We start from the raw sequence: 13806 nt of genomic DNA, 5'->3' as shown, positions 1-13806 counted from the left end.
CTTTTGCTTAGGAGGGGGTAGCTGAAATGGCTTCCATCAGAAAGCTAGAGAAACATCAGGCGCGGACGGCTTATCTGTTTATTACACCCACGGTATTGCTGTTTACAGTATTCACAGTCATCCCTGTGGTAATGGCGCTATATTTAAGCTTTACCAACTACGATGTACTTAGTAGAAACGATTGGATCGGTTTTGATAACTATCGCCGTTTGATAGAGGACAGTTTGTTATGGAAAACATTCCGAAATGTATTTCTGTATTCCATCATTTTCGTTCCATTTAATATTCTGATTTCGCTTCTCCTCGGGATTCTGCTTAGTCGATCCTGGCGTGGGGTAAAGTTGTTCCGCACATTGAATTATCTGCCTACCCTTACATCCGCCGTTGCTGCTGCTACCGTTTGGATCTGGCTTTTGCATCCTGAATTTGGTTTGGTTAACGGATTGTTGTCTTATGTTGGGATTACGGGTCCAGCTTGGTTATCCGAGACCCGAACGGCGATGTTGTCCATTATTATGCTTACCCTCTGGCAATCGGTAGGTTCTAATATGATTATCTACTTGGCAGGTCTGCAAGGCGTGCCTGACTATTTGTATGAATCTGCACGGTTGGACGGTGCTAATAAGCTGGCTTGTTTCCGGTTTATTACTTGGCCGCAGCTGCGACCAACAACCTTTCTTGTCAGTACGATGTCAATCATTGGTGCGTTGCAGTTGTTCGACCAAGCTTTTGTGCTGACGCAGGGTGGTCCGGCGAATATGACAAAGACCCCAGTTTATCTGATCTATCAGCAGGGCTTTAATCAATTGCAAATGGGGTATGCGTCTGCACAAGCATTTGTGCTTGCTGTGGCGATTCTCATTTTCTCACTAATAAACATGCGGATCACAAAGGCGGAGGAGTCCATTGTATAAGCCGGGCTTGCCATGCAGAAGGGGGATAGAGGTATGGATACTAGCGGAAGTTCGTTATTAAAAAGAAGCTTAAGCAAATCTATCTATTATATAGTGTGCATAGTTATTGCTATCGTAATGTTTCTACCTTTTTATTGGAGTGTTCTTACATCCTTGAAGCCTGACGAAGAGATCTTCGCCATGCCCATCCGGTGGTTTCCTTCACATTTGACCTTAGAACACTATCGTAAGGCATTTACTACGGTTCCGTTTGCGCTCTATTTCTGGAATTCGCTTGTACTTGCAGTAGCGGGTGTATTGGCGAATCTGTTCTTTGGTTCTATCAGTGGTTATGCGTTCGCAAAATTGAATTTTAAGCTCAATAAGCCGATATTCCGCGTGCTGCTTGCGGCGATGATGATACCAGGCATTGTGACGATGATCCCCACGGTTTATGTCATGCGCCATATTCCTCTTTTTGGAGGAAATGATATTTTTGGTAGCGGGGGTAACGGGCTGATGAACTCATTCTGGGGGATTATTCTTCCAGGCGCTTCTGGAACCTTTGCTGTGTTCTTCATGCGGCAATTCTTTCTCACCTTGCCTAGTGACATGATGGAAATGGCCCGGATCGAAGGCTGTGGAGAGTTTAAAATATTTTGGCGGATATATTTGCCGTTGACTAAACCAGCGCTGGCTACTTTAAGTATCTTTACCTTCCAAGCGGGCTGGAACAGTTTCTTATGGCCAATGATTGTGCTGAATGATCCCGACAAAGCAACGATTCAGATGGGACTTCAAGCTTTTTCTTATAATTTTCAAACAGACTACGGTCCAATGATGGCTGGAGCGCTAGTAGCAATCTTGCCGATATTGGTGTTGTTTTTAGCTCTTCAGCGTTATTTTGTACAGGGGATAGCCTTCAGTGGTATTAAGGGCTAATGCAATAAAAATCGAACCAGGGAGAGAGTCTATATGAACCAATTGGAGATAGGGATTTGGGAGGAACGGGCGAATCAAGCACAAGCTGCATTGGATTCATTCTTCTGGAATGAAGCGATCAAAATGTACAATATAGAAACACCTTGTCCAAATGGAGAATGCAACACGATTTTTCATTATTGGTGGATGGCCCATGCTGTGGATGTATTGGTAGATGGACTACAGCGGACTGGAGAGAACTGGTATGCCAAAAGGCTTTCCGCACTTCATGAAGGTCTGCTACAACGAAATGGTGGTGTGTGGCCAAATGAGTTGTATGATGATATGGAATGGATGGCTCTCGCGTGGCTTCGTGCTTATCAAGCAACAGGAGTGGAAGGTTATAAAGACACAGCCCTTCTTTTATGGAACGACATTCAGACAGGTTGGAATGAGCATATGGGCGGTGGAATTGCTTGGCAGAAATCACAGTTGGATTATAAAAATACACCAGCCAACGCACCGGCAGCTATACTTGCGGCACGCTTGTATCAATCTTTTGGTGAAGCTAGCAATCTTGAATGGGCGTTAAAAATATACAGATGGCAAAAAGAGCATCTAGTAGATCCGGCAACGGGTTTTGTATGGGATGGCATGAATCGCACTGGCGATGGAAAGATCGATAAAGATTGGAAATACTCCTACAACCAAGGTGTTTTCATTGGCGCAGCAGTTGAACTGTACCGTATCACTAAAGAGCAGGAATATTTAGAGGATGCTCGTCTAACCTTTGCCGCCGCAGCCCATGAACTTGCTGACTCTCAGGGAGGTGTGCTGCCAGATGAAGGAAATGGTGATGCGGGACTGTTTAAAGGAATCCTGATTCGCTATACAGCTGAATGGGTCAAAGCTGATTCCGCAGCAGTTAAAGTTGTAGATTTCCTGCGAGCGAATGTAGAATGTCTCTGGGAACAAGGAAAGTCAGAGGATAAAGTGTTGTTTGGCACAGATTGGACTTCGACTTCCGCTGGTGTGATTCAGCTCAGCTCCCAGCTTAGTGCGATCAAGCTGCTTGAGAAGATGGCTGAATTAACTAAAGAACAGGGTTGAGGTGAGTTCTTAATGACACAAGCAAAGGAAGCCATAGAAGCAGTCAGTTGGCAGGAAAAGTCCGAGTGGTTCCAACAATGTCTACTACGTAATTATTATAATGCTGAGACGGGGATCATGAACCAATGGTATCCCAGAGCGTACAACGTTGCGGGGGAAAACTTTTATTATTGGTGGCAGGCTCATGTCATTGATATTTTAGTAGATGGTTATGAGCGTAGTGGAGATCCTGTGTATTCCTTGAGAATTAAGGAGCTAAGTCAGAGTCTGCAAGCTTATAACGGGGGGACTTTCAAGCATAATTACTATGATGATATGGAATGGACAGCATTGGCGTTGCTGCGTGCTTATCGGGTAACAGGACATGAAGCCTATTTAAATGCTGTGCTTGATCTATGGGAGGATATTAAGACGGCTTGGAATGAACAGTTGGGTGGAGGTCTGGCGTGGAAGAAGGATCAGCTAGATTATAAAAACACACCTGCCAATGCACCTGCCGTCATTCTTGCAGCCCGGTTATATGAACTTTTTCATAAGCAAGAGGATCTGGAGTGGGCGCTCCGTATCTATGAATGGAACAAGATATATTTGATGGATTCTACGACTGGTTTTGTGTGGGATGGGATGAATAGACTCGGGGATGGCCAGATCGATTACGATTGGGAGTTTACTTACTGTCAGGGGGTGTTTCTAGGCGCTGGCCTAGAGCTTTACAAGAATACGGGTGATGTTCATTACTTAGAAGATGCGAATCGAACGGCTAATACATGTATTGATCGGTTATGCGATCCAATTAATCTGATGTTGCCTGATGAAGGCATTGATGATACTGGATTGTTCAAGGGCATTCTGATTCGTTATTTGGTTCAGCTCTGTAAAATATCTCCTGTAAATATCCGTATTCGTGAGGTTATATTGGCCAATGCAATGCAGTTGTGGGAAAAAGGTCTGGATAAACAACTGGGTCTGTGCAGTTCATCGTGGGAAGTGAAACCGGAGCTTCCGGTTCAGCTGAGTATTCAACTCAGCGGCTTGATGCTTCTGGAGGGTGCTGCGGCACTGGTGAACGAATAGCCTGAAATATATAAAGACACCTCAAGAGAGGTGTCTTTTTGTTGTTTAAATTAACTATCTGCAATTAGAAAATCCGATGTTTCCAGCCATTTAATTTAGCGATAGCCTCAATATAATAGTAGTCTCCATAGATCAGGGATACATCAATGAAGGAATTGCCACTGCCAGTTCCGTGCAATAAAATCGCTTCATGCTCCGGCAGCTCCCAGGTTGCGTAATTTTCCGTCAGTGAGCGCAGAATTCGCTCCGCTGCATTTGCATATAGACTTTTTTCGCCTAAGGGTAAGATATCTGCTAGCTCTAATAATCCTGAAGCGGCTATAGAGGCTGCGGAGCTATCTCGGAACATCCGGGTATCATCCTCTAGGCGGAAATCCCAATAAGGGACTTGATCCTCAGGCAAAGCAGAGATGAAATAATGTGCGATCCGCTTAGCAGTGTTCAGGAAACGTTCATCACCAGTGTGGCGATAAGTATTGATAAAGCCGTACAATCCCCAAGCTGTTCCTCGGCTCCAAGAGGATTCAGCCGAGTAGCCTTGACCGCCAAAATTCTCAAGATAAGCACCTGTCTCTGCGTCAAAAGAAATAATATGTTTGGTGGATCCATCCTCACGTATGCCATATTGCATTGTCGTTTCGGCGTGGCTAATTGCAATATGCTTATAGCGGGGATCACCTGTCACTTTGCTGGCCCAAAACAGCAGGGAGATATTTAACATACAGTCGATAATTACCCAGCCGTATTTATCTTCATTCCATGCGCGGATGAATTTGCCTACAGGATTATAGCGGGCAGCGAGGAAATTCGCAGCTTCAATTCCTCTGCGCAGGGCATCTTCGTCACCTGTAATTGTATGTTTGATTACAGCGGTCGGAAGGAATTGGAATCCCACATCGTGATGCATCTCAACCGTTGGTTTAACAAACCATTCCTCCAAGGTACCGTCCCAATGCCATGCAGCCTCCTTGTAAAGATCTTTTCCGGTCATATCATGCATGATCCAGAGTAGTCCAGGCCAGAACCCTGTAGTCCACCAGTCTGAACCGATATCATCAAATTTGCCATCTTTCCCGGCGAAATGCGGGCACTTGTCACCGATCTGCTCTACCATACGTTCCACTTTTGTATCAAGTCTACCCATGATTTCCTGCCAATAAGGGTGTGTCATTATTATTGCCTCCAGTGTAATTAGGATGTTATGAGTATAGCTTTCTAAAGCTCAGGAAAGTTGTGTTTTGATATAAGGAAATGTTTGATTATTGTCATGTTGAAGTTGGCTTATAATTTAAAACTGACAAAATACAAACATTTCTGCATAACACATTAAAACTTTATCGGTGTTGGAAGCGATACAATCGAAATGAACAGGAGGATGGTAAAGTGGATGATTTACAAGTATATAAAGCACCTAAAGATATCCCGGGACGTGAGGATTATAAGGTTAGAGTACGGCAGCCTGAAGGAGAATGGCATAGCTTGTTTATTTACGAGGTTAAGGTAGATATGCATGAGGTGCGTCTTGCATCCATGGCTTATTTTGATCTGGAAGGTACAGTAGAAGTTGAAGTCACCTGTCTTTATACGGAGATTGATTGTGTGAACATTGCTCCGGCTTCGCGAGGGATCTCTTACGAATATCATGGAAATACCATTTTGTTTAAGCTAACAGGTCCGCAAAAGTTATCGATTGAGATCAACGGTGATATTTTTCGAAATCTGCATTTATTTGCTAACCCTAAGGAGAAGGATGCCCCTCAACCAGAGGATGCTAATGTTCTAGTAGTCCAACCGGGTATACACCGGAAACCTGATCTTTTACGGCTGCTGGATAATGCCGCTGCTGATCCTCGTGAAAAAAGGAAGGTGCTTTATTTCGCTCCAGGCACACATTATATAGAAGAAACAGTATTGCCGGTCCCTTCGGAAACCACGGTGTATCTTGCCGGAGGTTCAGTGCTTGTAGGTTCCTTGGTATGCGAGGGAGTTCATGATGTATCCATTCGTGGTCGCGGTATAATTTATCTTGCGGATTTTCATCGATTCTCGGCCTTTCGAGGGATACGAATTGTTTTTTCACGATCTATAAATGTGGAAGGTATTACCGTGATTGATCCGCCACATTACAGCATTTTCATCGGGCAGTCTGAGCAGATTGTGATTGATAATTTCAAATCGTTTAGCACTCGGGGGTGGTCTGATGGCATTGATATTATGTCTAGTTCCGAGGTTAGGATCCAGGATGTTTTTATGCGTAATTCGGATGATTGTATTGCTATTTACGGCTCGAGATGGGATTTTTATGGGGATACCCGTAATATTAGCGTTCGTGATTCCATTCTGTGGGCGGATGTCGCTCATCCATTGATGATTGGTACACATGGGGATCATGAACGGAACGGAGACACCATCGAGTCTATTGTTTTTGCAAATCTTGATATCTTGAATCATCACGAACCGCAAGAGAACTATTGGGGGGCACTGGCGATTAATGCCGGGGATCGAAATAAGGTATGTAATGTTCTATATGAAAATATACGTGTGGAGCGTATTGAGCAGGGGCAGCTAATTGATGTGCGGGTGGTCTATAACAAGGACTACAATCCAGAGCCGGGGACAAGCATCCGGAACATTACATTTCGCGACATCAGCTATAGCGGGACGGCCAACCCTTCACGAATTTATGGATATGACGAAGAGAGAGCTGTTGAAAATGTGACCTTTGTCAATTTAAGGATCAATGGTGAACTGGTGGACGCCCCCCGCCCAGAGCTGATAGATATTAATCATTTTGCTAAAAATATACTCTTCGTTACTGAAAAAAATACGGTTGTGTAGATTGGATCTAATTACTTTTTCTATATTTTAATGGCGTCGTCCCTAGGACTCTTTTGAACAGTTGATTGAAATAAGAGGCATTTGGAAAACCAACAGTGATTCCGATTTGCTCCACAGGCAGGTCTGTCGTTCCTAACAAGCGGCAGGCCTGTTTGATCCGGCGGGCAGTCAGATAATCAACAAGCCTTCCTCCGGTTTCCTGATGAAAGATTCTGGAGATATAGGATTTGGACAAGTGAATCTCCTCAGCTAACTGATCCAGATTAACCTCCTCATGATAATGCTCTTCGATAAAACTCATGATTTTCTCAGAATAACGCAAGGTTCGCCGTTCTCCGGATTGGAATACATGCTGATCTTCAGTTCCTATATTGCTCAATAATTGAAGAATTAACAGTGAAATGTCTTCGGTATCCTCAGTCAGACTGACTTTTTTATTGTGATTATATTGCTCCAGAATCCACTCCACAGACTCAACGTGATCCTTAAGATCAAAGGCACAATGTGTATTTTTCCCTTGCCAAAGCGCTGTGAATAAAGCCTTTCTTTTCGCAAAACCCTCCAGCAGGTGTTCAGCAACATGTGGATCAATGTAGAAGATGGTTCGTTCAAAAGGACATTCGGGAGAAACCTCAGAATAGATCCGGTGCAGCTGATAGGGCTGGAAAAAGAATAACATTCCCCTGCGGATATCGTACATCTGCTGATTCACAACAACGTTTCCCTGTCCGCCATACACGAACATGACTTCACAGCATTGATGCCAGTGATAATAACCTTTGTAATAGTCGTCGGTATATATTTTATAATCCCAAATCAAGGTCTTATGTTCTTCAAAAACAACAGGTTCGAACAGCTGCTTCATAGGCCCTCCAAGATGACAAAATACAAACATTTTCTTATATCTCATTATAACTTTTATCGTTATGAAAGCGATACAATAAATACGTTAAACTATGAAAAATCCGGTAGTGGAGGGTAACATTATGACGCAAAAAATTGTTAATCCGGTGTTGGCAGGTTTTCATCCAGATCCGTCTTTTATTAGAGTAGGGGATGATTATTATATCGCAACCTCTACTTTTGAATGGTTTCCAGGTGTAGAAATCCATCATTCCAAGGATCTAGTTCATTGGCATTCCATTTCACGTGTGCTGACAGAAGCCTCACAAGTAGATCTGCGTGGTAATGTAAGCTCTGGTTCCATTTGGGCACCCGCGCTTTCTTATGATCAAGGCGTATTTTATCTGCTATTTACAGATGTGAAATCTCGCAAAAGTGTATATAAAGATCTGCATAATTATTTAATTACAGCGACGGATATCATGGGCCCGTGGAGTGAGCCGGTTAGACTAAATGGCAGCGGATTTGATCCATTTTTGTTCCATGATCTGGAAGGGACCAAATGGCTGCTTAATATGCGTTGGGATTTCCGTAAAAATCACAATAACTTCTCTGGCATCATTATGCAGCAATATGACCCGGAGACTGGCAAATTAACGGGACCTATCCATGAAATTTATAAAGGGACACCTATCGGAGTGACCGAAGGTCCGCAATTGTACCAGAAGGATGGGTACTATTATTTGCTGACAGCAGAAGGGGGCACCGGCATCAACCATATGGTCACCTTAGCTAGAAGCCGAAGCCTCACAGGTCCTTATGAGACTGATCCGGATTTCCCGATTATGACCACGGCGCATGATCTGACCTACCCGTTTCAGCAAGCAGGGCACGGATCGCTCGTAGAGACTCAGAATGGGGACTGGTACATGGCACATTTATGCACACGTCCGATTCCGGGAACGGCAACGATGAATCCGTTAGGCCGGGAAACTGCTATTCAACGCTGTGAATGGACAGAGGATGGCTGGTTGCGATTGGCCCACGGAGGGAAGTTGCCTGCATTGGAGACCATGGCTCCTGACCTGCCGATATTCACTTTTGAGGAGCTGCCAAACAGAGATGAATTTGATGGAGAGGTTCTTGGATTTCCATACCAAAGCTTGCGTGTGCCTTTTGATGAATCTTGGGTTAGCTTGAAGGAACGTCCGGGTTTTCTTCGTCTGCGCGGCAGAGAGTCGTTAGCTTCACTGCATGATCAGAGTTTAATTGCCCGGCCGATTCAACATTTTGAATGCTCAGCTACAACCTGTCTGGAATTCGAGCCGAATAGCTTCCTGCAAATGGCTGGGTTAGTCCTCTATTATGATGACAGTGATTACTATTATTTGCGTGTTACCGCAGATGAGATTCGTGGAACTAGTTTGGGCGTTGTGCTGTGTAGAGGTGGCAAATACGATGAGATTTCCTCTATGCAGCTATCTGTGAAAGATTGGGATCGTTATTATCTAAAGGCGGAAATTCATGGACGTGATCTGTTGTTTTATGCTTCATCAGACGGGGTGAATTGGACAGCTGTCTGTACTCCCTTAGATTTTGGTACGCTTTCGGATGAATATGGCGGCAAGCTTGGCTTTACCGGTTCCTATGTCGGGGTATGTGCTCAGGATTTGGATCAGCAAGCGAAGCCGGCTTATTTTGACTATTTTGAATATAAAGCTTTATAGGTGTTCGGAAAAACCATAACATTCTTCATATTCTATTTTAGGATAAAATGTTAATTTTTACTTATCTTACATAGAAAGGGATGTTTGTGATTTTGAAAAAGACTTATAAAGTCGCAATAACCTGCACGCTCTTACTGAATCTGGCCCTGTCCTCTGCTGCAATGGCCGCACCCATCGACGTCGACGTAAGTAATTTGAAAGAAGTACAAACTTCTGGACCGGAAAAGGTTTGGGTTGGAGAATGGAAGGGCGACGATACGATTATTGTGGACACACAAGGAAATGTTACTACAGTTGGAGAACTCAAAGAGTCTTCAAGCTTTGTACCCCCAGCAGATGACAATCTTATTAATAATGAATTGTTGGCACCGGAGCTAATAACACCTACTTTTGAACCTGATGCTCCGCAAGCAACTCTATCTTCCGCTTATGGTCATGCGTGGCCGTATACAGCCGAAAATAGTTATGGGATTAACTGTTATGGTTATGCCTTAAGATTTCCAGGGGCAATCAACCCTGGTGATGGAGACGGGGTCTCAAATGTCAGAGATCCTGCCTATTTTACTAACGTGTATTATACTGCTGGTCTTGTGGTTCAAGATGGCAATACGAATCCTTTATACTTTAAACCGGGTTGGCGGATACTTCCGGGCCGAACTGCAGCGATTAATTCCGATGAACATCGAATTGCACTAAGAGTGGGATGGATCGACTCAAATGGTAATGGTAAAGTCGATATTCCTGAGGATAACGTTGATTACCACTTCATGCTTCAAAATAGCTCAGGTCTATGGTCAGAGAAACATGGACATCAAGCGTCTCAAAATACGGGAATTTCAGATCCTAGCAATTTCGTCTGGAGCAATGGTTCTCTTTATGGTTTTTACAATAGCGTAACCGTTTATATTGCTGCAAAAGTATTTTAGAATTTCATAAAACATTACGTATGGAATAGCGATAGTCTTTTTTTGAAGATTATGGCTATTCTTTTTTAGCGTCGAATTGTTTATGAGATGTTGTATACACTTTTGAGTTTTAATGTGATACAATTAAATTGTACGCAAATTAAATTAAGGTGGTTATTTTGATGGTATGGGTAGCTAATATTATGGTCGGTGTTGTTGCGTTAATACATATCTATATTGTTTATTTAGAAATGTTCGCTTGGTCAAAGCCAAAAGGGCTTCGAGTCTTTGGAATGACACAGGAAGTTGCGGATGCTTCTAAAACACTGGCAGCGAACCAAGGGTTATACAATGGATTTTTGGCGGCAGGTTTAATTTGGGGATTGGTTCATCCGAATGTAAATTTCGGCCATCAAATTGAAATCTTTTTCCTATCAACTGTTATAGTGGCGGCGTTATATGGCGGACTGACGGTGAAAAAGTCTATTTTATTTATGCAAGGACTGCCAGCTTTAATTGCATTAATCCTCGTGGTTTCGATTTAAGATAACATAGAAGTAATCGATTAGGTTTCTACCTCGCGTACTTGCGTGGTGGAAGCCTTTTTTGCGTAAGATCAAGAAATTATTGGGTAATGAAATGCGCTGGATTAAAAACAGGAATTATGGATGGTGTACTAAGAAACAATAGAGAAGTGGTTGATTAATGTGTTTTAGGTACAGGTGTGGTCCTTAGATAAGATGTAAGGGACTTTAACAAACCTATTGCATGCTTGTGTGGGCTGAAAGAGTAGACGAAATGGCGTTTAATCTGAAAGTTCTAGACTTTAAAAGCAAATTCTCATCATAAAAAAAGAGCTGCTACCTAGCAGGGAACACCTGTCAGGGACACAGCTCTTTTTATGTGCTGGTTTAAATGAGGATCTTATTTAATAGAGGCTGCATAAATCGCTTCTACAGATTTGGAGAGGAGCGCGTTAAACTCTTCTTCTGACTGCCCAGCGCTTAGTCCCTGTGATAACGCACGTGAGAAGCTGGCGATCAGCCCTTGATTATGGGCGAGCTTATCGTTGGCCTCCGCTTGTGTGTAACCGCCGGACAAAGCGACAATTCGCAAAACATGAGGATTCTCCATTAATTCACGGTAGAAATTATTCTCCGTTGGGATGGAGAGCTTAAGCATGACCTTCACGTCTTTGCCCAGCGTAGACAATTGGGCTGATAGTTCTTCTTTTAGCAGCTTCTCTGAAGCCGTTTTATCAGCACTGTGGATATCAACTTCCGGTTCGATAATAGGTACGAGTCCCGCTGCTAAAATCTGCTTACCGATTTCAAACTGCTGTTCAACCACCTTTTTGATACCGGAAGGATTAGCCTCTTTAATCACCGAGCGCATTTTTGTACCAAAGATGTTACGTTCGTTGGCCCGCTTCAGAAGATCACTCAAGCCGGGAATAGGCTTCATTAGTTGTACTCCGTCTTCAGGGTCGGCAAGACCTTTATCGATTTTCAGGAAAGGCACAATCCCTTTTTTCTCCCATAGAAAATCGGCAGTATATTGCCCGTCTATGGAACGATCCATTGTGTTCTCAAATAAGATTGCACCCAGTATATGCTTTGAATCAAATGCAGGGCTCTTGATAATGCGCGTTCTCATCTCGTGAACCAACCCATACATTTGATCTTCATTAGAGTAACTGTCCTCTGCAACACCATATTGCAGCAGCGCTTTTGGTGTACTGCCACCACTTTGATCCAAGGCAGCTATAAATCCCTGTCCTGTCCGAATTTGTTCCCATTGCTCCATATTCATGAAAATTCTCCTTCCTTTCGTGAACTGAATGAAAAATCTTATGTTCATTAACTATAACACTTAATGTACCGGCTCTAAACAAATGGCATTGTAACTTGGTAGGTAACTAGTCCAATGTGAGGTGGTTTGAATCTGCGATATAAGGACTTCCGGATCTGTTTGATCCATGGGGATGACGAGGTATCTACGTGTAAGGTCTCCTGAGTCCGATCTCAAGATGGTGCAGACTTGCAATCTAAGCATACGAGAACGAATCGACGTATAATGTCAGCTGAGTCCGGACTAACCAAGATTGATGATACTACAGCATCGTTCGGACTGTATTGCAGCTATTTGGTGTTTTTGGAGCATTATTCAGAAGTATCGGACTGCATAGCTCTTATTGCCAAGTATTTGCTCCAAAGAGGGGTGGATTTGGTTCAATAGCTGCATCTGAGTCCGATAGCATGGCGAAATGGGCTAAATCTGCGAAATAACGTCTCCTGAGTCCGAACTCATAGTTAGTGTGGACATCCAGTCTAGGTTGACGAGTATGAATCGATGTTTATGGTCATCTGAGTCCGGACTAGCCAAGATTGAAGATACTACATCATCGTTCGGACTGTATTGCAGCTATTTGGTGTTTTTGGAGTATTTTTCAGAATTATCGGACTGCATAGCTCTTATAGCCAAGTTTTTGCTCCAAAGAGGAGTACATTGGGTCGAATAGTTGCATCTGAGTCCGATAGCATGGCGAAATGACCTGAATCTGCGAAATAGCATCTCCTGAGTCCGGACCATCCATGGCAAGAACATGTAGCCTCCGCAGACGAGTAAGAATCGACGTATAGCGTCACCTGAGTCCAAACCCATAGTTAGTGAAAACATGTAGCCTCAACTGACGAGTAAGTATCGACGTATAATGTCACCTGAGTCCGGACTAGCCAAGATTGACGATAATACATCATCGTTCGGACTGTATAGCAGCTATTTAGTGTTTTTGGAGCATTATTCAGAAGTATCGGACCGCACAGCTCTTATTGCCAAGTTTTTGCTCCAAAGAGGAGTATATTTGGTCGAATAGTTGCATCTGAGTCCGTTAGCAGGGCGAAATGACCAAAATCTGTGAAATAGCGTCTCCTGAGTCCGGACCGTCGATGGCGAGGACTCGTAGCCTCCGCAGACGAGTAAGTATCGAAGTAGAATGTCACCTGAGTCCGAACCCATAGTTAGTGTGGACATAAGGTCACGGCAGACGAGTACGAATCGACGTTTGAGGGCACCTGAGTCCGTTTCCTCCATGGTGTGGACATAAAACCACTGCAGATGAGTAAGAATCGACGTCTAAGGTCTCCAAGGTCTGATCTCGCCGCAGCCGGAGATGCGGGTAAACATAAATGTTACTCCAAACTGGATCTAAAGACGCTCTATGCGAACTTTTAAGTGATCCCCCAAAGCGCACACTTAGCAAACTACACTCACAGGGTACTCTTAGCAAACTTCAGGACATTCCCAATGGTTCACCTAGCAAACTCAAGACATTCACAGGGTTCACTTAGCAAACTTCAAGACATCCACACGGTTCACCTAGCAAACTTCAGGACAATCCTAATGGTTCACTTCATTTCACAAGGTTCTCTTCACAGACTCCAAATCACTCCAATGTGCTCAGCGAAAATTCCTTCGAAGCATTCTCAAGTAATA

The 13806-nt window shown here is 43.6% G+C and carries 11 protein-coding genes; 8 read left to right on the top strand and 3 right to left on the bottom strand.

Annotation, left to right across the window (positions count from 1 at the left end):
• Window positions 1-26: 26 nt before the first annotated feature.
• Genes MHB37_RS18600 through MHB37_RS18585 form a run of 4 tightly spaced genes read left to right on the top strand, consistent with a single transcriptional unit; the run spans window position 27 to window position 3998 of the window.
• Complete coding sequence (locus tag MHB37_RS18600) at window positions 27-914, top strand: carbohydrate ABC transporter permease (RefSeq protein ID WP_036688088.1); 888 nt, start codon at window positions 27-29, stop codon at window positions 912-914.
• A gap of 33 nt (window positions 915-947) precedes the next feature.
• Window positions 948-1835, top strand: coding sequence for a carbohydrate ABC transporter permease (locus tag MHB37_RS18595; protein ID WP_076142466.1), 888 nt, complete (start codon window positions 948-950; stop codon window positions 1833-1835).
• A gap of 33 nt (window positions 1836-1868) precedes the next feature.
• On the top strand, window positions 1869-2924 hold the full coding sequence (locus MHB37_RS18590; RefSeq protein ID WP_341164017.1) for a glycoside hydrolase family 76 protein: 1056 nt from the start codon (window positions 1869-1871) through the stop codon (window positions 2922-2924).
• A 12-nt stretch (window positions 2925-2936) separates the two neighbouring features.
• Complete coding sequence (locus MHB37_RS18585; RefSeq protein ID WP_341164016.1) at window positions 2937-3998, top strand: glycoside hydrolase family 76 protein; 1062 nt, start codon at window positions 2937-2939, stop codon at window positions 3996-3998.
• 64 nt (window positions 3999-4062) lie between these two features.
• On the opposite strand, the gene MHB37_RS18580 is transcribed toward MHB37_RS18585, so the two are convergent.
• Window positions 4063-5169: a glycoside hydrolase family 88 protein gene (locus tag MHB37_RS18580; RefSeq protein ID WP_248548767.1), complete on the bottom strand. Its 1107-nt coding sequence runs from the start codon at window positions 5167-5169 to the stop codon at window positions 4063-4065.
• A gap of 212 nt (window positions 5170-5381) precedes the next feature.
• Between MHB37_RS18580 and MHB37_RS18575 the strand changes: the two genes are divergently transcribed.
• Complete coding sequence (locus MHB37_RS18575) at window positions 5382-6836, top strand: glycosyl hydrolase family 28 protein (protein ID WP_339187362.1); 1455 nt, start codon at window positions 5382-5384, stop codon at window positions 6834-6836.
• Between the two features lie 7 nt (window positions 6837-6843).
• Here MHB37_RS18575 and MHB37_RS18570 read toward each other — a convergent pair whose 3' ends face one another.
• Window positions 6844-7701 carry an AraC family transcriptional regulator gene (locus tag MHB37_RS18570; protein WP_076128265.1) on the bottom strand — a complete coding sequence of 286 codons (858 nt, stop codon included), beginning with the start codon at window positions 7699-7701 and terminating at the stop codon, window positions 6844-6846.
• Window positions 7702-7822: 121 nt separating this feature from the next.
• Between MHB37_RS18570 and MHB37_RS18565 the strand changes: the two genes are divergently transcribed.
• From MHB37_RS18565 to MHB37_RS18555, 3 genes are all read left to right on the top strand, one after another.
• Entirely contained in the window at window positions 7823-9406 is a 1584-nt protein-coding gene (locus MHB37_RS18565; RefSeq protein ID WP_340393839.1) for a glycoside hydrolase family 43 protein, read from the top strand.
• Window positions 9407-9498: 92 nt separating this feature from the next.
• Window positions 9499-10332: a hypothetical protein gene (locus MHB37_RS18560; protein WP_076309773.1), complete on the top strand. Its 834-nt coding sequence runs from the start codon at window positions 9499-9501 to the stop codon at window positions 10330-10332.
• A gap of 161 nt (window positions 10333-10493) precedes the next feature.
• Window positions 10494-10856, top strand: coding sequence for a DUF1304 domain-containing protein (locus MHB37_RS18555; RefSeq protein ID WP_076128270.1), 363 nt, complete (start codon window positions 10494-10496; stop codon window positions 10854-10856).
• 379 nt (window positions 10857-11235) lie between these two features.
• On the opposite strand, the gene MHB37_RS18550 is transcribed toward MHB37_RS18555, so the two are convergent.
• On the bottom strand, window positions 11236-12123 hold the full coding sequence (locus MHB37_RS18550; protein ID WP_405168347.1) for a fructose bisphosphate aldolase: 888 nt from the start codon (window positions 12121-12123) through the stop codon (window positions 11236-11238).
• Between the last annotated feature and the right edge of the window lie 1683 nt (window positions 12124-13806).

Origin of the sequence: Paenibacillus sp. FSL H3-0286, assembly GCF_045040705.1 — a bacterium.
Lineage (GTDB): Bacteria > Bacillota > Bacilli > Paenibacillales > Paenibacillaceae > Paenibacillus_AQ > Paenibacillus_AQ odorifer.
Note: the sequence above shows the minus strand (reverse complement) of the source record. Positions and strands in the feature narration are given on the sequence as shown.

Coding starts and splice junctions, on each gene's coding strand:
- MHB37_RS18600 (WP_036688088.1), top strand. CDS start 27: ATGGCTTCCATCAGAAAGCTAGAGAAACATCAGGCGCGGACGGCTTAT.
- MHB37_RS18595 (WP_076142466.1), top strand. CDS start 948: ATGGATACTAGCGGAAGTTCGTTATTAAAAAGAAGCTTAAGCAAATCT.
- MHB37_RS18590 (WP_341164017.1), top strand. CDS start 1,869: ATGAACCAATTGGAGATAGGGATTTGGGAGGAACGGGCGAATCAAGCA.
- MHB37_RS18585 (WP_341164016.1), top strand. CDS start 2,937: ATGACACAAGCAAAGGAAGCCATAGAAGCAGTCAGTTGGCAGGAAAAG.
- MHB37_RS18580 (WP_248548767.1), bottom strand. CDS start 5,169: ATGACACACCCTTATTGGCAGGAAATCATGGGTAGACTTGATACAAAA.
- MHB37_RS18570 (WP_076128265.1), bottom strand. CDS start 7,701: ATGAAGCAGCTGTTCGAACCTGTTGTTTTTGAAGAACATAAGACCTTG.
- MHB37_RS18565 (WP_340393839.1), top strand. CDS start 7,823: ATGACGCAAAAAATTGTTAATCCGGTGTTGGCAGGTTTTCATCCAGAT.
- MHB37_RS18555 (WP_076128270.1), top strand. CDS start 10,494: ATGGTATGGGTAGCTAATATTATGGTCGGTGTTGTTGCGTTAATACAT.
- MHB37_RS18550 (WP_405168347.1), bottom strand. CDS start 12,123: ATGAATATGGAGCAATGGGAACAAATTCGGACAGGACAGGGATTTATA.